Raw genomic sequence first — 21,525 nt, 5'->3', positions numbered from 1 at the left:
AAGGAGGACAACCAATGGATCCATATGAGATCAAAATCAAAAATTACCTGAAGATGGGAGAAATCCTGCAAGGTTGGGCGCGCGATGCCGACACGGTGCCCGCCACTGTGGGCGACTTCCGGGCGCAGGTGCCAAGCAACGTCGCCGAACTTGCCGAAGAGTTCAATGACGCAGACCCACTGCAAATCTTCAACGCGCCGGACCAGAAGGTGGTGAGCATCATGCTGCCGCACCCCGATGACCTCGACCTGCCGCCACCCAGCCCCTACACGCTGCCGGATTTCTACGACGAAGCTTATGATGCCACGCTGGTCACCCCGACAGAAGAAGAGCACAATTTCCGCTCCAAACGCATTGCTGATTACGCACTGCGCAAATGCGTGTAGCCTGACACTCTCACTTTAGGATATGCCGGTATAGGTTTGATTTTAAACCACGATATCGCGGCCTTGAATGAGGTCCGGCACCGGCATGTCCGCCAACCGCAACCCGTCCCGCAGGGCAAGCCAAACTTTGTGATTGCGGATCGGAAAACCTGACACCAACCACCGCGTGATCTCCGCCCGCTCCGGCGCCCCGTCCGCAACCCAGTTGGCCCGTGCAATACTTTCAAAACGCCGCGCCACCGAAGCCGCTTCTGGCAACCGCCCAACCAACCCCAGCGCAGAGGCATGCCAGGCGGGCACGTCATGCGAAATCTCCTCGGATTTCTCGGACGCCAGAATACAGCCCTCATAGTCCCCGGCCATAAACCGGGTTGCCGCGACATAACTCCAATGTGACGGCTGCAACCGGAACTTCAGCTTAAACAGCAAGTCCAGCAATCGGCTGGAGGCCTCCAACTGATCGCAAAACGCCAGCCCCACCGCCGAAGACGTCATCGTCCAGGGATCGTTTTCGTTGTATTGAAACGCCAGATCAAAGGCCAATTCCGCCTGCTCAAACTGTCGCGACATCGCTGCGGACCACCCCATGGCCAACTGCCCCCGGCTGTCCATCGGATCAAGTTCTATTGCGCGTCGCGCCAAACGCAACCCGTCGACATGCATATCCTGTGAACTGTACAGCCCCGGAAAAGAAATCTGCCGCATATTCTCAATGGAAGCGCGGCTGGAATACGCCCGGCTGAACTCCGGATAATCCCGGATCAATGCGTCCAGCAGTCCCTCCGCAGTCTTCCATCCCTCCAGCGTAAATTGCAGGATATGTCCCTGCGCCTCCACCCAGCGCTCATAGGCGCTTGGCGCGGTTGTATTTGTGGCAATCAACGGGCCTTTGAAGGCGGATAGGTGCAGGTTCAGCGCCACCGCCAACCGCTCCGCCGCGCCTGGACCTTCTGTCAGGGCAATCTGCCCCGCATCGGACAGCGCCTCAGACCACAAAAGCTCGCCGGTGCCGCGATCGGACAGCACCGCGCGGCACGCCAATGCGTCGCCCCGATCTTGCGGCTGTAACACCAGCGCATAACTCGCAGCCTCCGGTTCGCCCACCTGCGTATGTTCAGCCATCAATGCCGCATCAAAAATCTGCCACTCGCGAAAGCGCGAAAGATTGGCGCACAAAGCTTGGCGCAGCGCTTCGGCCTCGCCTGCAAGATCAGCGGTGAGATGTGCATAATTGGGCTGTGCCACAACAATTACCGGCCGCAAGGTCTTAGGCGCCTGGGTTTTTCCCGGTGATTTTATGTCGATCACCAGCTGCTGCGTTTCCTCAGATGGCTCCTCGCCATACTCCTGATCCAGCAGACTCCACAGCGACTGATACACGGTCAGCGCATTCGCCATCTGCCCGCTTTTCCAATAAGCCCTAATCAGCCGCCGCGCCGCACCTTCATCCGCTGGATCCATCCCCGCGACAAACTGCAAAATCTCAAGCCGCTCTTCGTCGGTTCCTGCGCGGTCTGCCGCCACATTCAGCCGATGGCGCATCAACCCGCTGACGTGCTGCACCGCTTCGCTGACACGGGAGGCAAACACGTCGTTGATCTCCACCTGATCGCGACCAAACTGCGCCAGCTTCTGCGGATCAACCCGCAACACCTTGGCCATGTCCCCTTGATCGGCAGCCTCCAGCAGTAGATCGAGATCGACCAAAACCTGATCTTGCGCCAACCAAATGTCACTGCGATCCGTCAGAACCCCGTCAAAGCCTGCGTCAGACAGTGCGGATTTCAACGCCCAAACCGCATTGCGCAGGCTGGTTTGCGCCGCCGTCTCAGAACTGTCGGGCCAAAGCACCCCACGCAATTTCTCCCGCGACATACGCAGGTCCGGCGACAGTGACAACAATACCAAAATGGCCGCTGCCTTCTTCTTCTTGATTGCTACACGCGCCCCATCACAGCGGGCCTGAAACCCACCGACCACGTCAATCTCAAGCTGCTGCACCGCCCTGTCCGGCGCTGCCGTATTGGTCTGGTCCCGCTCCATTAGTACAGAGGTCCCTGCGTCCGTCGTGTTTTCCCCAAAAGCGCCGCTTGAAACCGCGGGCAAACAAAGGTTTCCCGCCCCGACTGCAATGCGGTGCTCACAGCTTTGATGGCCCAAAACTGCCCCGCAACACAACCCAGATCGACAATACCAATCTCATTCTCTTGCATAACCGCTGGCCACTCCTCTGGCGCCAGTGCCCTGCGCGCCCGAACCTGCGTTTTAAAAGGGACGCGCTGCGCCACCATCTGCGTTTCCATCACCTCAAGTGTCAGGGTGTTCACCGTCAATCCGGTGCCGTCGTCCACAGGCTTTGCCCCGCGCGATTGCTCCAACACCTGACCAAATTCCGCAGCCCCCAGCTCCCGCAGCGCAGATGTCATCGCCACCTCCAGCGACATGCCCGCGGCCGCGCCAAAGCAAAACCCCGCACCGGTCACATCAAACGCCGCCGCAACAACCACTGGTACACCAGTGTCACACGTCACATCCAGCAACCGCGTTTGTCGGGTTGGGCGCACGCCAAGCACGTCAACAACCCTGTCTTCGATGTCCGTTATGCCTATCGCGGCCGTCGCGCCCGCCCACCAATGTGCCGCCGCATCCCGCTCAAACAACTCCAACGCGCCATGGAGTCGGGCCTGTGCCACATCCGTATGTGCCGCAAGCCCCTCGGAAAACCCGGCGGTATCAGATGCCGTCAACGGCAACACGGACCGATCCACCACCCCCACGTCTTTGCCGCCCCAGTCAAAAACATAAATTGTGCGATCGCTTGGCAACTCCGCCACCGCCGCGCGTAACCCCAATTGTTCCGCAGCTTCCCCTGCCAAACGCAGCAAAGCTGCCTCCCGCGTACGACCAGCCCCGGACACCGGTGTGCCATCAGCTAAAACACCGCCAGCGATCACCACCGCTGGCACGGAGCTAGGGACGCCAACAAACAGGTAGTCCAGCTGTCGCAACACCGGAAGGCAACACATGGGCGTCTCTTCCGGCACACCAAGGGGGCCGCTCAAAGGCCGCTCAAACTCCCGCAACTCTTTGAACATTCTGCCCTGATTCTCCCTAAACACGCGCCGTCACATGCAAAACGCACCGCCTCAACGCCAACACTACAAGGCGATGACGGCAAATCACGCAAGAATAACGCTGGCTTCAGTACATTTGTTTCAAAGACGACAAATAAGGAGCCCCCCATGGCCCGCCCCCACTCAACCGTGACCCAGACATTGGCCCAAACCGCTGCCATTGACGCCCGACAGAAGGCACTTGCAGCCCTGCGAGACATGTACCAAGAGCGCGCCGATGTGACCGGTTATGATATTGGCTTCAAACGGGTTGGCGGTCTGGCCACCAACAAAGTTTGTCTGCGGGTGCATGTGGATGCCAAATTGCCCGAAGATGAGTTGGCCCCGTCCATGCGCATCGTGCGCCGCATCAACGGATTTCCGGTGGATGTGGTGGCCAGCATCTATAAGGTCCACCGCGATCAAGGCGACAGCCAAAACAGCTATGCCGGCACTTTGCTGTCCGGCAGCCCATGCCAACGCCGCGGCGCCAACGCCGGCACCATCGGTGCCATTGCCATTGACCGCACCTCGGGCAAGCCGGGCATTCTCTCCAATTGGCATGTCTTGTCCTCCCCCGAGGGCGCCGACAGCAATCTGGTCTACGGCCACAGCACCGCGGATCTGCCTATTGCACGGCTGAACAAATCCATGCTGTCCCGCCACGGCGATGCCGCCTTTGCCACGTTGACCGGCACCGCTTCTTGGCATCCCACATTGAAACAACTCAACCTGCCAATGACGGGGGTCGCCCCGGCCGCGCTTGGCCGTATCCTGTGCAAATATGGCCGCACCACCGGCCTGACACGGGCGCGGGTGGACGGTATTGGCACCTATAAGGTGGTGCACACCAACTGCGATGGCCGTCGAAAATCCGTGGAAGTCGACGGTTTCCGTCTGGTGCCCCAAGATGCAGCTGCCCCGCATGCCGCCTTGTCTTTGCCCGGTGACAGCGGTGCCTGCTGGACAGATCCGGACACTGGCGACGCTGTGGGTCTGCACATGGCTGGCGAAGGAGATGATTGGCCGGTCGGTGATTGTGCTCTCGCGTGCCACATGGATCGGGTGATGGAACGGCTGGATCTGCGCCTTGCCACCCTGTGTGATCTGAACCGTCAGTCCGAAGCCGCCACCCAGACGGCGCAACCTACCGGTGCGTTGCACCTGATGCCCGGCCTCATGCATCCCACTGCCTTTGCTCCGCAAACCGCCGGCAACTCCAACCGCATCTTTAGTGTGCAGGGCAACATCTGGTCCGAATTCCTCAACACCATGGTGGCGCAACATCCGGAATTTTCGCAAATCCCTTTCGACATTGAGGACGCGGTGGCGGATTATTTTGGCTATGGCACCTCAGGGGAGGCGCTGCACACCATCATTCTGGCCTCCCCAGAGTTCCTGCGTGACGGGGCTGTGCCGGATACGGAGGTTCTGACCCGCGAAGTCACGTTCCGCGGCGTCTGTTTCCGCATCGCCGAAGCCTATCGCGCCCGCGGCTATTGCGTCACCGCTTGACGCTTGCCCACGCAGTTCAAAGGAAACCTCACGCAAAAGTCTATTTGGTCACCTTCAAGATCGCAGGCGCGCGGCCCAAGCGCGGCCAAGCCTGCGCCCCTCTGTTGAGACACAGGCATCCCCATTTTCTGTGCCTCAGCACTCGGGGCGGTGTGTAGGATCTGTCCTCCTACCGCCGCCCCACACTTTTTGCCCTATACGCGCATCAACGCGACCGCAATCATGCGTTCGACACGCTGTCTGGACAATCAAAATAAGAGGGGGGGGTGGTACCGCCTCCCCGGCTCGAACGGGGGACCCCTGGTTCCACAAACCAGTGCTCTAACCAACTGAGCTAAGGCGGCAACAAGGGCGGTTTACCGCCCCCGTTCAGGGGATGCAAGCACCTAAAATGCAATTTTGTAGGTTTGTTCGATCAGATCGCAGCCAAAGTTTGTCACCGGTTTCTCCGCCTCCAGCGCAAAGCCGTTTTTTTCATACAAAGCACAGGCCGCGGTGTGACTTTCATGGGTCCAAAGAGTCAGCCCATCATAGCCAACACCCCGCGCAAATCCCAAACAGGTGTCCAGCAAATGTTGTCCCAACCCGAATCCCCGCGCCTGCGGCAACACCAAAAACAGCCGCAACTTAGCCCAGGAGGGCTGCGGGCTCTCAACACAGAAGATGCTGCCCAAACGGTGGCCGTCATGTTCCGCCACCCATCCCCTTTCACGCACCGAATCATGGTTCAGAAGGAATCGCTGCAAAATGGTTTCCACCAATGGGCCAAAACTCGCGTCAAACCCCGCCTCGCGTGCATAAAGCGTGGCATGGGCTTCCACCAACCAATCCAGATCTGTCTCCGCAAAGGGACGCAGCCGGATGTCACCGATCATATTTGCACTCCTGCTCCGTTCTGGATGCTCACAAATTCCGCGGCATTCTTGCCTTTGAGCCGGGATCACGATACCCGATTTCACAGCAAATGAGAACGCAGCCCCTCGGGGCAGACAATCCGTCAGGAGAGACGCCATGGGCATCAACACCGAAAGTGACATCGAAGCCAACCTGCAAATCGGCCCAACCGATCAAGGGTTTGTGCGTATTTTTATCGAAGGTGCCGGCATTGAAATCCCGATGGATTTTGATCCTGAGGAAGCGGAAGAAATTGCCGAAGAAATCCGCGCAGCGGCCGCCACTGCGCGCCAGATGGCAAAGTAGCCGTCCAGGAGGGGCCAGCCCCTCCGCCGCAGCAAGCTGCAGCTCCTCCCCGGGATATTTGGGGATTGAGAATGCTCAGGGTCAGGTGAGGATTTCCCCTGGCCCTTTGAGTTCAAAGCCGGTGATCTCAAACTCATAGAACCCGTTGCGGTCGCCTTTTTCCGCGCGGGCAATGAGTTTGCCGTCCGCGTTGTGAAACACCGCGTGTACGGTATGGATCGCGCGGTAACACCAATCGCCGTCCGGATAATAAAACTTGACCATCATAGGCCGTCCTCCTCGCTGGGCATGGGCGACAGCTTGGGATCTCGGAACCGCTGCAAACGCCGTGCCGCGTCGGTGGCAAACTTCTGGATCATCTTTTTGCGCCGCGCAGGGGCCAACTTTTCCTCTGGCGCCATGCGGATGATCTCCGCATCATAGGCATCCGCAAAGATCAGCCCTGTGCCCTCCGGCAACAAATCGGTTGGAAACTCGGTGTCCACCGCCCAGAAGTACCGGTCACACCACTCCAGATAGCCCTGCCATTTATTGTCCGATTGAAAATCCGCACGGCTGGATTTGCACTCAATCACCCAAAGCTCGCCCTTGGGTCCCAGTGCCATCACATCCACGCGCAGGCCCCGCGCCGGCACAAATTCCTCAATCGAGACATAGCCATGGCTGCGCAGATGTCGGCTGACACCACGGGCCAGCAATTGGCCCGGCTGCATTGTGATGAGGGACGAGTCTTCCATGCCTCCAACGTGAACATTTGGAGAACAAAACACAAGAGGCAATTTCCGGCCACGCCCCTTGCGCCATGTCCCCCTCGGGCATAGATAGAGGACGGCGGGTTCTGCCCTTCTCGTAATTCGGTTGCATTCCGGTGGCCTTAAGCAATTCCGAGGGAGCTGGCTCTGTTCTGGTCCTGGCCTGATTACCTGGCGCCCACCTGTACATACAGGTCCTCGGGAATGAGATAACCCTACGGCTGCGTTTGCGGGCCCGCCACTTTCCTCCCTTCCTAATCCGTTGTCAGAAGTGTCCGTCAGGATTGCCAGTCGCACCTGATGTGTCAGCCCCTTGACTTGATACTAAGTGGTATCATATACCTTGAGATACCAAATGGTATCACTTAAGCGAGACTGCTATGCCCGACGCCTTGCAACCCGTGTTCCGCGCCCTTGGCGACCCCACCCGCCGCGACATCCTGCGTCTGTTGGGTCAGGAACCAATGACCATCGCCGAGGTGGCCGACAACTTTGCCATGACCCGCGCCGCTGTGAAGAAGCACCTTGTTGTGCTCAGCGACGGCGGGTTGATCACCGTCGCCCCGCGCGGCCGAGAAAAGGTCAATTCCCTCAACGCCTTGGCGCTCAAACCTGCGCTGGAGTGGATGGGCTGGTTTGACCAATTCTGGGATGAGCGTCTCGATGCACTAAAAACCGCAATTGAAAAGGAAACGACTGATGACACTGGACACAACAATGGCTGAACTTTCCCAAGACACCACCATTCGCAAATCGGTCTTTCTGGCCGCACCCAAGGCCCGCGTCTGGGAGTTCCTGACCAAAGCCAACTTGCTCAACGAATGGTTTCACCCCGCGGAAAAGGACCTTGCCGAGGGCGAAGACTACACGCTGGTTTCACAAAAAGACGGCGACCGCATGTGTTGGGGCAAAGTGGTGCAGGCCCGCCCACATGATTACATGAAGTGGGATTTCACCGTTGGCCCGATGAACGGCGACATGACCACCGTGGAGTGGGAACTTACTGAGGCCCCCGGCGGCACCCGCCTGACATTGATCCACTCCGGGCTGCCCACCGACGCAGACGGCTTTGGCCTTGTCATGGCGCTCGACAAGGGCTGGCACGGTTTCCTGTCCAATCTGCACGACATGGAGTGATCTCGGTTGCGGCGGCCCTTGCGCCGCCGCGCCACATCCCTAAGCTCGCTGGCAACTTAAAGGAGCCAGCCATGTTTTCCCGCGACGCCCTCGCCTATGACCCGATCCCCCTGCCCGATCATGTTGACTTGGATGACGCGGAAGCCCGCGCCGCGGCGCAGGCGTTTTTTGATGTCATGGCACAGCGCCACACCGTGCGCGACTATGACACCACACCGATCCCGCGCGACATCATTGAAACTTGCATCAAGACCGCCGGCCGCGCACCGTCTGGCGCCAACCACCAACCTTGGAGCTTTGCGGCGATTTCCAATCCGGACCTCAAGGCCCGCATCCGTGCCGAAGCCGAGGAAGAAGAACGCAGGTTTTATGATGGCGGCGCAGGGGATGAGTGGATCAAAGCGCTGGAACCAATTGGTACAAATGACCACAAACCCCATCTGACCGATGCGCCTTGGCTGATTGTGGTCTTTGCCCAACGCTATGGTGAGTTTGAGGACGGCACCCGCTACAAAAACTACTACGTACCGGAAAGCGTGGGCATCGCTTGCGGCTTCCTGATTGCCGCCCTGCACCACGCGGGCCTATCGGTGCTGACCCACACGCCCAACCCGATGAAGTTCCTCAAAGGCACGCTGAACCGCCCGGCCTCGGAAAAGCCAATCATGATCCTTGCCGTTGGAAAGGCACGCGCAGACGCCCAAGTGCCTGCGGTGGCGAAAATCAAAAAACCTCTGGAAGAGATCCTGACAGTCTGGGAGTGATCAGCGACGGATCTGACGCTGTTGCGGGGTGCGGCGGTCAATCTTGACCGGCACCGGCTCCGCCAGCATCACCGGCAGCGCGCTGCGCTTGCCACCACCTGGCTGGCTGTCATCCTTCATGCGCATGATCGCAATGCCAAACTGCACACCGGCAAAGACAATGCCATTCAGCACCCACATGACAATCACCGCAAGAATGCCCTCAGAGCTGCCGCTCACCAGATGCCAGAGATTGGCAACGTTAAAGTAGAGTAGCATCGCCACAAAGGCGGCGGAAATGGCGAACCCAATGGCCACCTGACGGATGTAGAGTGAAATCAGCTTTGGCATGGCAGCGCCTCCTCACACACCATTAAACGACAGCCGTTTCAAAACGGCAAGTCACAGCTGCGCGACACAATGGCCGCACCGCGACCAAAGCGCAAAAAACGCGCAACCTTCCGATTGCGCGCCACAGTGACTTAGCAAAGTTAACGGAGGATAAACCGCCTTAAAACGCTTCGGGCTTGGCTTCACGCGCCATGTGATCGAGCACGGCATTTACAAACTTGCCCTCTTTCCCTTCGGGAAAAAACGCATTGGCAATCGCCACATATTCGGTGATCGCCACTTTGGCAGGCACGTCGCTCTGCACAAGTTCAGCACCGGCCGCGCGAAACAGCGCCCGTAGGGTTGGGTCGATCCGGTCAATCGGCCATTTCGCCACCAGTGCGCGGTCGGTCATCTGGTCAATTGGCGCCTGATAGTTCACCGCATCCTCAAGGGTCTTGCGGAAATGATCCACGTCGCCTTCGATCATGTCAGAGGTGTCATCCACTTCCGCGCCAAACCGGTGATCCAGAAACTCCACCCGCACTTGATCCACGGTCTGGCCGGAGTGCTCCATCTGAAAGAGCGCCTGCACCGCATAAAGGCGGGAAGCGGATTTCATCTTGCGTTTCTGGTTACCGGATAGGGTCATGCCGTTGGGTTGTCCTTGAGTTCGCCTGCCAGCTTGTATTCCTCAGCATCGGGCAAAAACCCAACGCCTTTGCGCTGAGCGCCCCACTTACGGCTCAACGCCACAAGATGCAAGGCCGCAGCCGCCGCGCCGCCACCTTTGTTCTGATCCGCGGGATCTGCGCGCACTTCAGCCTGTGTGCGGTTCTCCACGGTCAGGATACCGTTGCCGATGCACAGACCTTGCAGGCCCAGCATCTGAATGGCGCGGCTGCTGTCGTTGCACACTGTCTCATAATGCGTGGTTTCGCCACGAATGACACAGCCCAAAGCGACATAGCCGTCAAAGTTGCTCATGCGTTCGGCAATGCCAATCGCAGTTGGGATTTCCAACGCACCAGGCACTTGCACCACCTCATAGGTGCCGCCCGCCGCTTCGATCTCAGCAACGGCGCCCGCCAGCATGTTGTCAGCGATGTCTTTGTAATACGGAGAGATCACAATCGCGAGCTTCACCGGCTTATCAAATTCCGCACGTGGCATGATGTAGTGTTTTTCGGCACCTGCCATGACTTATTCCTCCGTCAGGATCGGGCGTGTGCCCACAATGGACAGCCCGTAGGCGTCCAGACCAAGATACTTTGTTTGCGGACTGTCTGTCAGCAGGATCAACTCTTTGCAGCCCAAATTGGACAGGATTTGCGCGCCAAGTCCAGTGCGCTTCACCGTGCGTGGGCCTTCATCCTCTTCGGCATAGAGGCTGTGACGCACCTCGCGGAACAGGCAGACAACGCCCCGCCCCTCATCGGCAATCTTGCGCATCGCCGCCGGCAGCTCATTCACAGACTTTGGCCCCAAGCCAAGAACATCACTTGCCTCATGCAGCGCATGAGTCCGTGTCAGCACCGGTTCAGGCGTGGTGATGTCGCCCTTGATCATCACCACATGCTCAATGCCGTGGATCTGATCGGTGAAAATGCGCATCTCCCAATCACCGCCGTATTCCGAGGCCACAGTTTCCCGCGATGTCTCAACCACTTCGTTGTCGACTCGCGAGCGATAGGCAATCAAATCACTGATGGTGCCGATTTTCAGACCGTGTTTCTTGGCCACCTCAACCAGCTCCGGCAGACGGGCCATGGTGCCGTCTTCGTTCATGATCTCACAGATCACCGCGCTGGGATGACAGCCTGCCAGACGGGAAATGTCCACAGAGGCTTCGGTATGGCCTGCGCGTACCAATACCCCACCACGCTTGGCGCGCAGCGGGAATACATGCCCCGGTGTGGCCAAAGACGCCATGGTGTTCTGCTCATTGATGGCTGTGGCAATGGTCAACGCGCGATCACCAGCAGAAATTCCGGTGCTCACCCCTTCACGGGCCTCAATCGACACGGTGAAAGCAGTCTCATGACGAGACGAGTTGTTCACTGCCATCATCGGCAGGTCCAGATGATCAATGCGTTCCGCGGTCATCGGCAGGCAAATCAATCCCCGACCAAAAGTGGCCATGAAGTTGATCGCCGCTGCATCGGCAAATTCCGCTGGGATGATAAAATCCCCTTCGTTTTCGCGATCCTCATGGTCCACGAGGATATAGATGCGGCCCTGACGTGCCTCTTCAATGATCTCTTCGATTGGGCTGATCGCGTCACGCAGGCTTTGCTCGACGGGTCCGGGGTTTTCAAAGGACATGGCTGTCTCCGCTTGGTTGCGGCTCAGATAGACCATGCCAGCGCCAATTGCCAGTGCAGCCACGACGCGACAGCGCTCAAAAACGCAACGGCATTGTGCGCGGATGCGCAAGCACACGGGTGTTAGCGCTCGCCTGTGACATAGCAGACAGGCTCAGCCTGCGCTGAGCCTGACAAGGGGCGCCGCCCCTTCTTGGCGCTGCCAATTCATCCCCGGAATATTTGGGGATTGAGAAGACTTAGCAGCATCCGGACGCTGCCGTTCCGCATCCACCAACAGCGGCCACATGTGGCGCTTCGTCTTTCATGCCGCGCCCAAGATAAGTCACGTCCGCCAGATAGAAATTGGTGAAGGCCTCTTCAAAGTCCTCCGCCACCGCTTTCTGCGCCAACCCAGTGGCCATGATCGCAGCCTGCCAGGCCTGCGTTTTTGGCCGCCCTTCCAGGAAATCATACCCGGTGTGGTCCTTGATAATCTGCGCCCGGTGCAACAGCACCAGCCACGCAATATCCACCACCCCGATCTGGTCGCCACCAAAAAACGGCCCGTCGCCAAGCGCCTTTTCGATCTTGTCAAATGCCGTGCCCAGCTTGGCCGACTTCTCCGCCAAGGTCTCTGCGTCCCGACTGCGCATGGTGCCACATTGCACAAGATAGTTCTTCGCCGCCAAGTAACTCCAAGCACGGTTCAACGCCTTCTGCTCCAGCGAGACATCCGCTTGCAGCGGCGCAAAGGCCTCCTCAATGCATTCCACGATGGCCTCGCTCTCAAACAGCGCCACGCCCCCTTCGGTCACCATCACCGGCACCTGCCCGTTGGGAGAGATGTCCAGAAACCACTGCGGCTTGTCCGACAGCGAGATGAACTCGACCTGATAGTCCAGCCCTTTAACCTCCAAGAGCGCGGTCACCCGCTGCACAAACGGGCAGATTTTGAAGCTCACAATTTTGATCATTGATCTCATCCTTTTGATCTCTTTGACCTGAAGACGCACGAGACCGAAAAAAGACGACAAATCTCTCAAACTTTTTTCCTGCGCTGTTTGTTTTTCTGCAAACGCGCCACATACTGCGTTCAAATTTCACGTATTTTTTGGAGAGCCCCATGTCTTTGCGCACCGTCTCGTTTGCCGCCCTGACCGCCGCCTGCCTGGCCCTACCCGCCTTTGGCAGCGAAGAAAGCAAAACCTGGGAGGCCAGTTCGGAGGCGGCACAGTTCGTGAAAGACACCATCGTGCTCGGCATGTTGGCCAGTCCTTACGGCACTGGCTGGACCGAATATGGGCAACTGCACACCTACTTCCAGCGCGCACGCGACAACGGCATCACCGGCCATGAAATGACCCTCGCCGCCGCCGACATGTCCTGGGAAACCTTTCTGGAGCAGCACGATCACTTCCGCGCCGACATGGCGCAGCAGCCGGAAAACTACCTGATCGTGAACGAAACCCGCGATATTGAGGCCGCGCACTTGCAGGGCAAAACCGCCGTGATCTGGAACAGCCAGACGGCGACCATCCTCAACGGCGACCTAAAGAAGATGGCTGCGCTCAAGGACATCGGCGTGAAATCCATGATCCTCGCCTATAACGACATCTTCCGCACTGGCCCCGGCCAGTTGGCTGCTCAAAACGGACGCGACATTGGCCTCACGCCCTGGGGCAAAAAGGTGATCGACGAAATGGTGCGCTTTGGCATCCTGCTTGATCTGAGCCACACCGGCTCCAAAACCGCCAACGACGCCATGGACTATATGGACGCAACCTACCCCGGCGTGCCTTATGTCTACACTCACTCGGTCCCGGCCGGTCTCTACAAAAACGAACCCAACGCCACACCGCAAGGCTGCTACCGCACCATCCCCGATGACGAAGCCCTGCGCGCAGCCAAATCCGGCGGCTACATCTCTCCGACTTTCACCGAATGGATGATGGATGGCATCTGGCCGGATGACATTTCCCCCAAACAAGCCGCCGACATGATTGACTACTATGTGAAACTGGTGGGCGTGGACCATGTGGGCATTGCCTCTGACGACATGTTCTCCACCGAGCTTGTCGTCGCCTTCGCCACCGCCAACGCCGACATGTACAACGACGGCGGCTATATGATCGACGCCTTTAACAAAGGCGCCACCGGCAACGGCGAACTGGCCAAAATCCGCGCCGCCATCACCGACGATCTTTGGGCGCGCGGCTATTCCAACGAGGACCTCGCCAAAATCTACGGCGGCAACAAAACGCGTCTTTGCCCAGGTCTGGGAAGGCAAACCGCCAGAACAGTTCCTGCAAGAATACCCGGAACGCCTGCGCCTGCGTCAGGAGCTTGAAGGCAAATTCTTCAACCGCTGATCGGCCTCAACAGCCACCACAGCGCTTCTGTCTGGGCGTCGCGTCCAGGATCTCTCCTTTGGCGCCCAGCTCCATCGCGCAGCAGGCCCGATATTGATCCGCCAACTTCGCTCGGGCTGCCTTTACGCGCGACTTGAGCGTGCTGTAGGCCAGCCCCATCTCCGCCGCGACGTCTTTCTGTGGACTTCCTTGCAAATCCACCGCCCGCAGCAACGCCGCGTCCTGCTTTGGCAAGGCGGATAGGAACACGCTGACACAGCCTTCCAACTCCCGCAGCGCACCCGCTTCTTCGGCGTCGCCATACCAAAGGTCATCCGCATCAATAGACCGCGCCTTACCACGCGCACGGTAAAAATCCACGGTTGCATTGCGCGCCACCTGAAACAGCCACGCCCTGAGCGCCGCCGGGTCCCGTACCTCGGACAAATGAGCATGGGTTTTGATCAGGATATCCTGCAACAGATCATCCACATCCGCCTCATTGGCCACCCGCTTGCGCAGAAAGCCCCGAAGCGCCCCGCTATACTCCTGCCAAATCTGTTCCAGCTGCATCGCACCTGCCCCACGCGTCCCATTGCCCAAAACTGGGGCACTGGAGGCCGAACTGCAAGCGGCGTCAGTTTACGCCTCAAGCTTCACTTGGCCAAAAGTATCCCGGGGGTCTGGGGGCTGGCCCCCAGCCTTGCAATTATTAACGGCGACAGCCCATGCAACAGCTGCCAAAAACGCACCTCTGCAAAACAGCCACGATACAGACGCTATACCGACGTGTTGCCTGCAGCGTTCGGTGGCTTAAGACGACAACTCCGATAGCCGCGCCACATAGCGCGCCAGCGTGTCAATCTCGAGGTTGATCTTGTCGCCCACTTTGGCATGACCCCAGGTGGTGACCTCTTTGGTGTGTGGGATGATGTTCACCCCAAAGTCACAGCCATCCACCTCATTCACCGTCAAAGAGGTGCCATTGAGCGCCACAGAGCCTTTGGGGGCAATGAATTTGGCCAGACTTTCCGGGGCTTTGAAAGTGAACCGCGTGCTGTCGCCCTCATCTTTCATCGCCACAATCTCGGCCACGCCATCGACGTGCCCAGAGACAATATGCCCGCCCAGCTCATCGCCAACCTTCAATGCCCGCTCCAGGTTCACAGGCCGACCTTCACCCCACGCTCCAAGATTGGTTTTGGAAACGGTTTCCGCTGAAATTTCAACATCATACCAGTCATCTCCTAAAGCGATCACTGTGAGGCACACCCCATCGCTGGCAATCGAGGCGCCGAGCTCAATACCGGCAGTGTCATAGGTCGTTTTAATCCGCGCCTTCAGGTCGCCGCGCTGCTCCAGGGCAACAATTTCGCCAACGTCAGTGATGATTCCGGTAAACACGGGCCGCGCTCCATAGCTGTGATTGGCCTAAGACCTACAGCCCGAACCGCCCCAAGACAAGCCGCCCAATCCCTTGCAAAGCACGACCATATTTTTGCCACGCCGCTGGGCTAACATTCCCTTAAGAGAAGGCGTATAGGTTTGACCGTTATGACAATTCCGTCCGGTGACAACAAAGTGTTCCTGTTCCTGCAAGGCCCCCATGGGCCGTTTTTTGCAGCGCTGGCACGCATGTTGCGCCGTTCTGGCGCCACGGTCTGGCGGGTTGGATTTAACGCAGGAGACCGCGCCTTCTGGCCGCATCAGAAAAGCTTCATTCCTTACCTCGACACGCCCGAGGCTTGGCCCGACGCCTACAAAAATATCCTGACGGAAAAAGGCGTTACCGACATTGTTCTCTATGGCGACGTGCGCCCGATCCATGCACAGGCAGTGGAAACTGCCAAGGCCTCCGGCATCCGCGTACATGTCTTTGAAGAGGGCTACCTGCGCCCCTATTGGGTGACCTATGAGCGCGGCGGCTCCAATGGCAACTCCCGTCTGATGAACATGGACATCGCGCAGATGGAGAAAGCGCTGGAAGGCTCGGATATGGAAACCCCGATGCCGCCGGGCCATTGGGGCGACATGCGCCACCACGTGTTTTACGGCGCGCTCTACCACTGGTTCGTGATGTTCACCAACCGCAAGTTCCGCAATTTCAAGCCGCATCGGTCCCTGTCGGTCACACGCGAATTTCAGCTGTATTTGCAACGACTTCTGCTGATGCCTTTTCATGCTATCGAACGCCGCATCGCCACGCTACGCATCCGTTACGGCGGCTTCCCGTATCATCTGGCATTGCTGCAACTCGAACATGACAGCAGTTTTCAGAAGCACTCGCCCTTTGACACGATGACTGACTTCCTGTCGCTGGTGATCGAGAATTTCGCCAAGAGCGCGCCACAGCATCATCACCTGGTGTTCAAAGCCCATCCGCTTGAGGATGGCCGCGTGCCCCTGCGCAAAGAAATCCGCAAATTGTCCGAGAAATATGGCGTATCCAAACGTGTGCATTACGTGCGCGGCGGCAAGCTTGCTCAGCTTTTAAACGACACCCGCACTGCTGTGACCGTGAACTCCACCGCCGCACAACAGGTGCTCTGGCGCGGCATTCCAATCAAAGCGTTTGGCGACGCGGTCTTTAACCAGCCCGAGTTTGTCAGCACGCAGTCGCTGCAGGATTTCTTCTCCGCCGCGACCCGCCCAGACAGCCGCGCTTACAAGACCTATCGCCGCTATCTTCTTGAAACCAGCCAGGTTCCTGGCGGGTTTTACTCCGCCCGCGGACGCCGCCGTCTGCTGCGTCAGGTGGTCGATATGATGCTCTCAGATCACGACCCATATCAGGCGCTTGCGGCGGGAACAGCGGCTCCACGGCAACAGTTGCGTGTGGTGAAGTAGCGACCACAAGGTCTAGCGCTGGATTTTTGGTTAGGATTTCTGTAAGTTGTCTCAAAAAACTGAGGCAGAATAATCAGGTCGAGGAGACCGAGCAGTGAAATCCTTTGCATCCCGATTGGGGAAGTGCGCCGTTGTGTTGACTCTGGCGAGCACCGTTGCATCGTGCAACCTTGTGCCGCGCTCCGGCCCTAACAAAAGCGAAATCTACGCGGGTTCCGTGCAGAAAGAAGGCGATGCGTTTATCGTCGAAGTCAACGACCGCGTGACCCGTGCAACCGCCGTTGTCCCCGCCCTAGGCTTCTCCAACAGCTTCCAAAACGCTGGCCAACTGGGCTCGGATACGATTCGCCCCGGCGACATTCTGGCGCTGACCATCTGGGAAAACGTCGACAAGCCGCTGTTGGGTCCAGAGGGCCAAGTGGCTGCTGTACTTGAAGAAGTGCAGGTTGATGGCGCCGGCTTTATCTTTGTGCCTTACGCAGGCCGTATCCGTGCCGCGGGCAACACGCCCGAAGGCATCCGCCGCATCATCTCCGCCAAACTCGAAGAGCAGACACCGGATCCACAAGTTGAAGTCCGCCGCGCGGCAGGTGACGGCTCCACAGTTTCGCTGATCGGAACCGTGGGCGCACAAGGCGTCTACCCAATCGAGCGCCCCACCCGCACACTGTCCACCATGCTGGCGCAAGCTGGCGGTGTGACCATCGTGCCGGAGATCGCCCAAATCACCGTTCTGCGCGGCAAGGAAACCGGCCAGATTTGGTTTCAAGATCTCTATGACAACCCGGAGCTCGACATCGCCCTGCGCGGTGGCGACCGCATTCTGGTCGAAGAGGACACCCGTGCCTTCACCGCGCTTGGCGCCACCGGCACCCAGAGCCGGGTGAACTTCTTCACCAAAGACCTCTCCGCCATTGAGGCCATTGCCCAGGTCGGCGGCTTGGTCGCCACCTCCAGTGACCCAACCGGCGTATTCATCTTCCGTAACGAAGCGGACGTGGTAGCAAACAACGTCTTGGGCCGCAAAGACCTCGATGGCGCACAGCGCATGGTCTACGTACTGAACCTAACCAAGCCAAACGGCATGTTCACCGCCCGTGATTTTATCGTCCGCGATGGCGACACTTTGTACGTCACCGAAGCGCCGATCACCACGTGGAACAAAACCATTTCAGCCATCACCGGCACTTTGACATCAGCTGATACGCTCTTGGAAGTGGGCGGAATTAGCACAGGTGGCTGATCTTGCTTGACCCAACAACCGAAGAGGCCGCCGGGAGCACAAATCCCCGGCGGCTTTTTGCATTCAACGGCGGTTTCTTTTTTCAAAAACGCCTGCGCCGTATTCTGGCACTCGCCGGGTATGAGCTCCGCTTTGGTCGCCCCACATCCGATGACCTGATCGCGATCTGGGGCAACAGCCCCACGGCCCACCGCGGCCACGCCATGGCGGAAAAAACCGGTGCCAAACAGCTCTATGTCGAGGACGCCTTCCTACGCTCTCTCCTCCCTGGCCGCACCGGTAAAGAACCCCCAATTGGCCTGATGATCGACGGCACCTGCCCGCATTTTGATCCAAGCCAACCGTCTGATCTGGAACACCTTCTCAAGCATGAACCGCTGGACGACACGGTACTACTGAACCGCGCCCGCGGCGCGATTGAACGGCTGAAAGAAACCCACCTCACCAAATATGCTGCGGTTGATCCGGACCTGCCCGTCCCTGATCCGGGCTATGTGCTGGTGATCGACCAAACCCGCGATGATTCCGCGGTGACGGCCTCTGGCGCCAATGATCTGCGCTTCCAAGAGATGCTGGTGATGGCGCAGGAGGAAAACCCTGGCGCGCGCATCTTGATCAAGACCCATCCCGAAACCCAAAATGGTGCCCGCGCGGGCTACTACGGTGAAAAAGACACCCGCGACAACGTCGCGCTCTACTCCGAGCCGATCAGCCCCTGGGTACTGCTCGACGGCGCCATTGCCGTCTACACGGTCTCCTCACAGCTCGGCTTCGAAGCCATTCTCGCCGGTCACAAACCCCGCGTCTTTGGGCAGCCATTCTACGCAGGCTGGGAGCTCACCCAGGACGAGTTTCCCCTCTACCGCCGTCAACGCCGCCTGACTCGCGCGCAGCTCTTTGCCGCCGCGATGATCCTCTACCCAACATGGTATGATCCGTGTCGTGACAAGCTTTGCGCACTCGAAGACAGCTTAGAGCAGCTCGCCGCCCAATCCCGCGCGTGGCGCGAGGACCGCCACGGCTGGAATGCTTTCGGCATGCGCCTATGGAAGCGCAAACCGCTGCAAAGGTTCTTTGGTCAACACAAGGCGCTGACTTTCGACAAGAAGCGTTCTAGCCGCCACGCCATGGTCTGGGCCAGCAAACCCGGCCCGGAAGGTGCCACACGGATTGAAGACGGTTTCCTGCGCTCCCGCGGACTTGGCGCCGAGCTGGTGCCGCCGCTGTCCTTGGTCTGTGATGACCTCGGTATCTACTACGCCCCCACGCAGGAAAGCCGACTGGAGAGGTTGATTACAAGACGCGCCACCTTGCGCCCGGATCAACAGCTCCGTGCCGAGCGACTGATCAGAGCGCTAAAAAAACATCGCATTACCAAATACAACCTCAGCGGCGAAAGCTTTGATCTGCCCGAAGGCCACCGCATTCTGGTCCCAGGTCAAGTCGAAGACGACGCCTCCATTCTCACAGGCACCACAGAGGTTACAACCAACCTCGACCTGCTGAAGGCCGCTCGCGCGGCCAACCCAAAGGCGCGCATTCTCTACAAGCCACACCCCGACGTTGAAGCGGGCCTGCGCAAAGGACGTATCGAACGCGAAGACGCGGAGGCCCTGGCCGACATGGTACTGGACCAAGCCGACATGGCCACGCTGCTCGAAGAAGTCGACGAAGTTTGGACCATGACTTCGCTGACGGGCTTCGAAGCGCTGCTGCACGGCTGCAAAGTCACCACATTGGGTGCGCCGTTCTACGCAGGTTGGGGCCTCACGGATGATCGCGGCGATATTCCCGCGCGCCGCGCGGCTCAACCCACTCTCGAAGCCCTGGTACACGCCGCGCTGATCGATTACCCGCGCTACCGCGACCCGGTGTCCGGCCTACCCTGTCCAGTTGAGATGGCGCTTGAACGATTGGCCTCCGGAAAGATTCCGCACCCCGGATGGGGCAATCGTCTACTATCCAAACTACAGGGGCGCTTTGCCAGCTATCAATCGCTCTGGCGCTGAAAGCCTAGCGCGGGTTCCGTTGCGCTTCGATACGGTGCCAGACACTCATGACGTCTTGCCCCATACGGTGATGCGAGACCAAATCAAACCGCGGCGCTTCGCCCAAACGGGCCAAGCCCAGGGCACCAATCGCCGGAATCCCTTCGGCTCCAATCACCACCCCGGCAGAGAAGGTGATCAACTCATCCACCATATCAGCGGCCAACAAAGACGCCGCCAGCGCTCCGCCGCCTTCACAAAACACCCGAGTCAGCCCTTGCTTACCCAGCGCTGCCAGCACGCCTTTCGCGGATAAATGCACGCCCTCCAGCGGGCATGGCAACAGCACCGCGCCAAGATCACGCCAGGTCTGCTGAAGCGAGGCATCGGCGTCGGCGCCATGCACAATCCAAACGGGCACGTCTTTGGCCGTCTGCGCCAAGACACTCATCAACGGCAAATCCAGCCGCCGCGACACCACAACCCGCACCGGCTGCGCCACGTTACCAAACTCACGTACAGTCAGTGACGGATCATCTGCGCGCGCAGTGCCACCGCCTACCATCACCGCGTCATGGCGCAGGCGCATGCCATGCACTGCGCGCCGCGACTCCGGCCCTGTGATCCAACGGCTTTCGCCAGTGGCCGTGGCAATCCGCCCGTCCAACGTGGTTGCCAGCTTCAGCGTCAAAAACGGGCGCCCAAGATCGGTTTTCAGAAAGAACCCCTGCAAATCCCGCGCCGCTTCATCGGCCAAAACACCGGTTGTGACCTCAATACCGGCATCGCGTAGCATAGCCAGCCCACGACCGGACACGCGCGCGTCACTGTCTTCCACCGCCACCACCACTCGGGCCACACTTGCAGCAATCAACGCCTCTGCACAGGGCGGCGTTTGTCCATGATGCGCACAGGGTTCCAGCGTCACATAGGCCGTCGCGCCCCGCGCGGCGCCCCCGGCTTGAGCCAACGCCACTGGCTCCGCATGTGGTCGCCCACCAGGCTGTGTCCAGCCTCGCCCAACGACACGGCCATCTTTCACGATGACACAGCCCACGGCTGGATTTGGCCAGCAGGCACCCTGACCGCGTCGGCCCAACGACAGGGCCAACGCCATGTAACGGCGATCAGTCACGTTTACTCCTCAGGAGATTGGTCGGGACGCAGTTCGCTTACAAATTTATCAAAATCATCGGCGGCTTGGAAGTTTTTGTAGACGCTGGCAAATCGCACATAGGCAACAGTATCAATCCGCGCCAGAGCTTCCATGACAATCTCGCCAATGGTCTTGGAGGGAATATCCGTCTCGCCCATGCTCTCCAATCGCCGCACGATGCCGCTGATCATCTGATCAATCCGCTCAGGCTCAACCGGACGCTTCTGCATAGAAATACGGATCGAACGCTCCAGCTTGTCGCGGTCAAAGTCTTCGCGACGGCCGTTGGATTTCACCACCACGAGATCGCGCAGTTGCACGCGTTCGTAGGTCGTAAACCGCCCGCCACATGCCGGACAAAACCGCCGACGACGGATCGATACGTGATCCTCCGCTGGCCGAGAATCTTTCACCTGAGTGTCAATGTTTCCGCAAAACGGACAGCGCATAGACTTCCCCTT

General features: G+C 58.9%; 24 protein-coding genes and 1 tRNA gene. 10 read left to right on the top strand and 15 right to left on the bottom strand.

Features of this window, described 5'->3' with window-relative positions:
* Positions 1-14: 14 nt before the first annotated feature.
* Positions 15-386, top strand: coding sequence for a hypothetical protein (locus tag Q0955_RS02650; RefSeq protein WP_299419527.1), 372 nt, complete (start codon positions 15-17; stop codon positions 384-386).
* A gap of 42 nt (positions 387-428) precedes the next feature.
* Here Q0955_RS02650 and Q0955_RS02645 read toward each other — a convergent pair whose 3' ends face one another.
* Positions 429-2,429 carry a BTAD domain-containing putative transcriptional regulator gene (locus tag Q0955_RS02645; protein WP_299419524.1) on the bottom strand — a complete coding sequence of 667 codons (2,001 nt, stop codon included), beginning with the start codon at positions 2,427-2,429 and terminating at the stop codon, positions 429-431.
* Positions 2,429-3,481 carry a YcaO-like family protein gene (locus tag Q0955_RS02640; RefSeq protein WP_299419521.1) on the bottom strand — a complete coding sequence of 351 codons (1,053 nt, stop codon included), beginning with the start codon at positions 3,479-3,481 and terminating at the stop codon, positions 2,429-2,431. The genes Q0955_RS02645 and Q0955_RS02640 overlap by 1 nt, the downstream gene beginning before the upstream one ends.
* A gap of 147 nt (positions 3,482-3,628) precedes the next feature.
* On the opposite strand from Q0955_RS02640, the gene Q0955_RS02635 reads away from it, so the two are divergent.
* Positions 3,629-5,014, top strand: a complete 1,386-nt coding sequence (locus tag Q0955_RS02635) for a hypothetical protein (RefSeq protein WP_299419519.1) — start codon at positions 3,629-3,631, stop codon at positions 5,012-5,014.
* Positions 5,015-5,281: 267 nt separating this feature from the next.
* On the opposite strand, the gene Q0955_RS02630 is transcribed toward Q0955_RS02635, so the two are convergent.
* Together Q0955_RS02630 and Q0955_RS02625 are read right to left on the bottom strand one after the other, a co-directional pair.
* Positions 5,282-5,358: transfer RNA gene (locus tag Q0955_RS02630), tRNA-His, on the bottom strand.
* A 42-nt stretch (positions 5,359-5,400) separates the two neighbouring features.
* Positions 5,401-5,889, bottom strand: coding sequence for a GNAT family N-acetyltransferase (locus Q0955_RS02625; RefSeq protein WP_299419516.1), 489 nt, complete (start codon positions 5,887-5,889; stop codon positions 5,401-5,403).
* Positions 5,890-6,025: 136 nt separating this feature from the next.
* Between Q0955_RS02625 and Q0955_RS02620 the strand changes: the two genes are divergently transcribed.
* A complete protein-coding gene (locus Q0955_RS02620) occupies positions 6,026-6,214 on the top strand; it encodes a DUF6324 family protein (RefSeq protein ID WP_299419513.1) in 189 nt (62 codons plus the stop codon).
* Between the two features lie 81 nt (positions 6,215-6,295).
* Here the strand turns inward: Q0955_RS02620 and Q0955_RS02615 are convergent, their stop codons facing one another.
* A complete protein-coding gene (locus Q0955_RS02615) occupies positions 6,296-6,481 on the bottom strand; it encodes a hypothetical protein (protein WP_299419510.1) in 186 nt (61 codons plus the stop codon).
* The gene (locus tag Q0955_RS02610) at positions 6,478-6,951 is read right to left on the bottom strand and encodes an MmcB family DNA repair protein (protein WP_299419507.1); all 474 of its coding nucleotides are present in this window, start codon (positions 6,949-6,951) and stop codon (positions 6,478-6,480) included. Before Q0955_RS02610 ends, Q0955_RS02615 begins: the two co-directional genes overlap by 4 nt.
* 395 nt (positions 6,952-7,346) lie before the next feature.
* On the opposite strand from Q0955_RS02610, the gene Q0955_RS02605 reads away from it, so the two are divergent.
* From Q0955_RS02605 to Q0955_RS02595, 3 genes are all read left to right on the top strand, one after another.
* Entirely contained in the window at positions 7,347-7,691 is a 345-nt protein-coding gene (locus tag Q0955_RS02605; RefSeq protein WP_299419504.1) for a metalloregulator ArsR/SmtB family transcription factor, read from the top strand.
* The gene (locus Q0955_RS02600; protein ID WP_299419502.1) at positions 7,666-8,103 is read left to right on the top strand and encodes an SRPBCC domain-containing protein; all 438 of its coding nucleotides are present in this window, start codon (positions 7,666-7,668) and stop codon (positions 8,101-8,103) included. The genes Q0955_RS02605 and Q0955_RS02600 overlap by 26 nt, the downstream gene beginning before the upstream one ends.
* A gap of 71 nt (positions 8,104-8,174) precedes the next feature.
* Positions 8,175-8,867, top strand: a complete 693-nt coding sequence (locus Q0955_RS02595; protein WP_299419499.1) for a nitroreductase family protein — start codon at positions 8,175-8,177, stop codon at positions 8,865-8,867.
* Here Q0955_RS02595 and Q0955_RS02590 read toward each other — a convergent pair whose 3' ends face one another.
* The 5 genes from Q0955_RS02590 to Q0955_RS02570 all read right to left on the bottom strand — a co-directional run bounded on the left by Q0955_RS02590 (position 8,868) and on the right by Q0955_RS02570 (position 12,456).
* On the bottom strand, positions 8,868-9,197 hold the full coding sequence (locus Q0955_RS02590; protein ID WP_299419496.1) for a hypothetical protein: 330 nt from the start codon (positions 9,195-9,197) through the stop codon (positions 8,868-8,870).
* Between the two features lie 160 nt (positions 9,198-9,357).
* Positions 9,358-9,828, bottom strand: a complete 471-nt coding sequence (gene nusB / locus Q0955_RS02585; protein WP_299419494.1) for a transcription antitermination factor NusB — start codon at positions 9,826-9,828, stop codon at positions 9,358-9,360.
* A complete protein-coding gene (locus Q0955_RS02580; protein ID WP_299419491.1) occupies positions 9,825-10,376 on the bottom strand; it encodes a 6,7-dimethyl-8-ribityllumazine synthase in 552 nt (183 codons plus the stop codon). Before Q0955_RS02580 ends, nusB begins: the two co-directional genes overlap by 4 nt.
* Before the next feature lie 3 nt (positions 10,377-10,379).
* A complete protein-coding gene (ribB, locus tag Q0955_RS02575) occupies positions 10,380-11,501 on the bottom strand; it encodes a 3,4-dihydroxy-2-butanone-4-phosphate synthase (RefSeq protein ID WP_299421020.1) in 1,122 nt (373 codons plus the stop codon).
* 238 nt (positions 11,502-11,739) lie between these two features.
* On the bottom strand, positions 11,740-12,456 hold the full coding sequence (locus Q0955_RS02570; protein WP_299419488.1) for a glutathione S-transferase family protein: 717 nt from the start codon (positions 12,454-12,456) through the stop codon (positions 11,740-11,742).
* 149 nt (positions 12,457-12,605) lie between these two features.
* Between Q0955_RS02570 and Q0955_RS02565 the strand changes: the two genes are divergently transcribed.
* Positions 12,606-13,829 (top strand): membrane dipeptidase, encoded by a 1,224-nt coding sequence (locus Q0955_RS02565; RefSeq protein WP_299419486.1) that lies wholly within the window; start codon positions 12,606-12,608, stop codon positions 13,827-13,829.
* Between the two features lie 28 nt (positions 13,830-13,857).
* On the opposite strand, the gene sigZ is transcribed toward Q0955_RS02565, so the two are convergent.
* On the bottom strand, positions 13,858-14,403 hold the full coding sequence (gene sigZ / locus Q0955_RS02560) for an RNA polymerase sigma factor SigZ (RefSeq protein ID WP_299419483.1): 546 nt from the start codon (positions 14,401-14,403) through the stop codon (positions 13,858-13,860).
* A gap of 240 nt (positions 14,404-14,643) precedes the next feature.
* Positions 14,644-15,234, bottom strand: coding sequence for a riboflavin synthase (locus tag Q0955_RS02555; protein ID WP_299419480.1), 591 nt, complete (start codon positions 15,232-15,234; stop codon positions 14,644-14,646).
* 150 nt (positions 15,235-15,384) lie between these two features.
* Here Q0955_RS02555 and Q0955_RS02550 point away from each other — a divergent pair, with 150 nt between their 5' ends.
* The 3 genes from Q0955_RS02550 (at position 15,385) to Q0955_RS02540 (ending at position 19,929) form a co-directional block, all read left to right on the top strand.
* Positions 15,385-16,677: a capsular biosynthesis protein gene (locus Q0955_RS02550; RefSeq protein WP_299421017.1), complete on the top strand. Its 1,293-nt coding sequence runs from the start codon at positions 15,385-15,387 to the stop codon at positions 16,675-16,677.
* Between the two features lie 94 nt (positions 16,678-16,771).
* Entirely contained in the window at positions 16,772-17,920 is a 1,149-nt protein-coding gene (locus Q0955_RS02545) for a polysaccharide biosynthesis/export family protein (protein ID WP_299419478.1), read from the top strand.
* Positions 17,921-17,922: 2 nt separating this feature from the next.
* Complete coding sequence (locus Q0955_RS02540) at positions 17,923-19,929, top strand: capsular polysaccharide biosynthesis protein (protein WP_299419475.1); 2,007 nt, start codon at positions 17,923-17,925, stop codon at positions 19,927-19,929.
* Positions 19,930-19,933: 4 nt separating this feature from the next.
* On the opposite strand, the gene ribD is transcribed toward Q0955_RS02540, so the two are convergent.
* Both ribD and nrdR read right to left on the bottom strand, forming a co-directional pair.
* Positions 19,934-21,043: a bifunctional diaminohydroxyphosphoribosylaminopyrimidine deaminase/5-amino-6-(5-phosphoribosylamino)uracil reductase RibD gene (gene ribD, locus Q0955_RS02535; RefSeq protein WP_366140644.1), complete on the bottom strand. Its 1,110-nt coding sequence runs from the start codon at positions 21,041-21,043 to the stop codon at positions 19,934-19,936.
* Positions 21,044-21,045: 2 nt separating this feature from the next.
* Complete coding sequence (nrdR, locus tag Q0955_RS02530) at positions 21,046-21,513, bottom strand: transcriptional regulator NrdR (protein WP_299419473.1); 468 nt, start codon at positions 21,511-21,513, stop codon at positions 21,046-21,048.
* Positions 21,514-21,525 lie beyond the last annotated feature (12 nt).

Origin of the sequence: uncultured Shimia sp. (assembly GCF_947493595.1) — a bacterium.
Lineage (GTDB): Bacteria > Pseudomonadota > Alphaproteobacteria > Rhodobacterales > Rhodobacteraceae > Shimia.
Note: the sequence above shows the minus strand (reverse complement) of the source record. Positions and strands in the feature narration are given on the sequence as shown.

What these genes read in the sequence shown, in the direction of transcription:
- Q0955_RS02600 (WP_299419502.1), top strand. Translation starts at nt 7,666, where the DNA reads ATGACACTGGACACAACAATGGCTGAACTTTCCCAAGACACCACCATT.
- Q0955_RS02565 (WP_299419486.1), top strand. Translation starts at nt 12,606, where the DNA reads ATGTCTTTGCGCACCGTCTCGTTTGCCGCCCTGACCGCCGCCTGCCTG.
- Q0955_RS02605 (WP_299419504.1), top strand. Translation starts at nt 7,347, where the DNA reads ATGCCCGACGCCTTGCAACCCGTGTTCCGCGCCCTTGGCGACCCCACC.
- sigZ (WP_299419483.1), bottom strand. Translation starts at nt 14,403, where the DNA reads ATGCAGCTGGAACAGATTTGGCAGGAGTATAGCGGGGCGCTTCGGGGC.
- Q0955_RS02570 (WP_299419488.1), bottom strand. Translation starts at nt 12,456, where the DNA reads ATGATCAAAATTGTGAGCTTCAAAATCTGCCCGTTTGTGCAGCGGGTG.
- Q0955_RS02625 (WP_299419516.1), bottom strand. Translation starts at nt 5,889, where the DNA reads ATGATCGGTGACATCCGGCTGCGTCCCTTTGCGGAGACAGATCTGGAT.
- Q0955_RS02615 (WP_299419510.1), bottom strand. Translation starts at nt 6,481, where the DNA reads ATGATGGTCAAGTTTTATTATCCGGACGGCGATTGGTGTTACCGCGCG.
- Q0955_RS02640 (WP_299419521.1), bottom strand. Translation starts at nt 3,481, where the DNA reads ATGTTCAAAGAGTTGCGGGAGTTTGAGCGGCCTTTGAGCGGCCCCCTT.
- Q0955_RS02595 (WP_299419499.1), top strand. Translation starts at nt 8,175, where the DNA reads ATGTTTTCCCGCGACGCCCTCGCCTATGACCCGATCCCCCTGCCCGAT.
- Q0955_RS02650 (WP_299419527.1), top strand. Translation starts at nt 15, where the DNA reads ATGGATCCATATGAGATCAAAATCAAAAATTACCTGAAGATGGGAGAA.
- Q0955_RS02620 (WP_299419513.1), top strand. Translation starts at nt 6,026, where the DNA reads ATGGGCATCAACACCGAAAGTGACATCGAAGCCAACCTGCAAATCGGC.
- Q0955_RS02590 (WP_299419496.1), bottom strand. Translation starts at nt 9,197, where the DNA reads ATGCCAAAGCTGATTTCACTCTACATCCGTCAGGTGGCCATTGGGTTC.
- nrdR (WP_299419473.1), bottom strand. Translation starts at nt 21,513, where the DNA reads ATGCGCTGTCCGTTTTGCGGAAACATTGACACTCAGGTGAAAGATTCT.
- Q0955_RS02580 (WP_299419491.1), bottom strand. Translation starts at nt 10,376, where the DNA reads ATGGCAGGTGCCGAAAAACACTACATCATGCCACGTGCGGAATTTGAT.
- Q0955_RS02645 (WP_299419524.1), bottom strand. Translation starts at nt 2,429, where the DNA reads ATGGAGCGGGACCAGACCAATACGGCAGCGCCGGACAGGGCGGTGCAG.
- Q0955_RS02610 (WP_299419507.1), bottom strand. Translation starts at nt 6,951, where the DNA reads ATGGAAGACTCGTCCCTCATCACAATGCAGCCGGGCCAATTGCTGGCC.
- ribB (WP_299421020.1), bottom strand. Translation starts at nt 11,501, where the DNA reads ATGTCCTTTGAAAACCCCGGACCCGTCGAGCAAAGCCTGCGTGACGCG.
- Q0955_RS02550 (WP_299421017.1), top strand. Translation starts at nt 15,385, where the DNA reads ATGACAATTCCGTCCGGTGACAACAAAGTGTTCCTGTTCCTGCAAGGC.
- nusB (WP_299419494.1), bottom strand. Translation starts at nt 9,828, where the DNA reads ATGACCCTATCCGGTAACCAGAAACGCAAGATGAAATCCGCTTCCCGC.
- Q0955_RS02635 (WP_299419519.1), top strand. Translation starts at nt 3,629, where the DNA reads ATGGCCCGCCCCCACTCAACCGTGACCCAGACATTGGCCCAAACCGCT.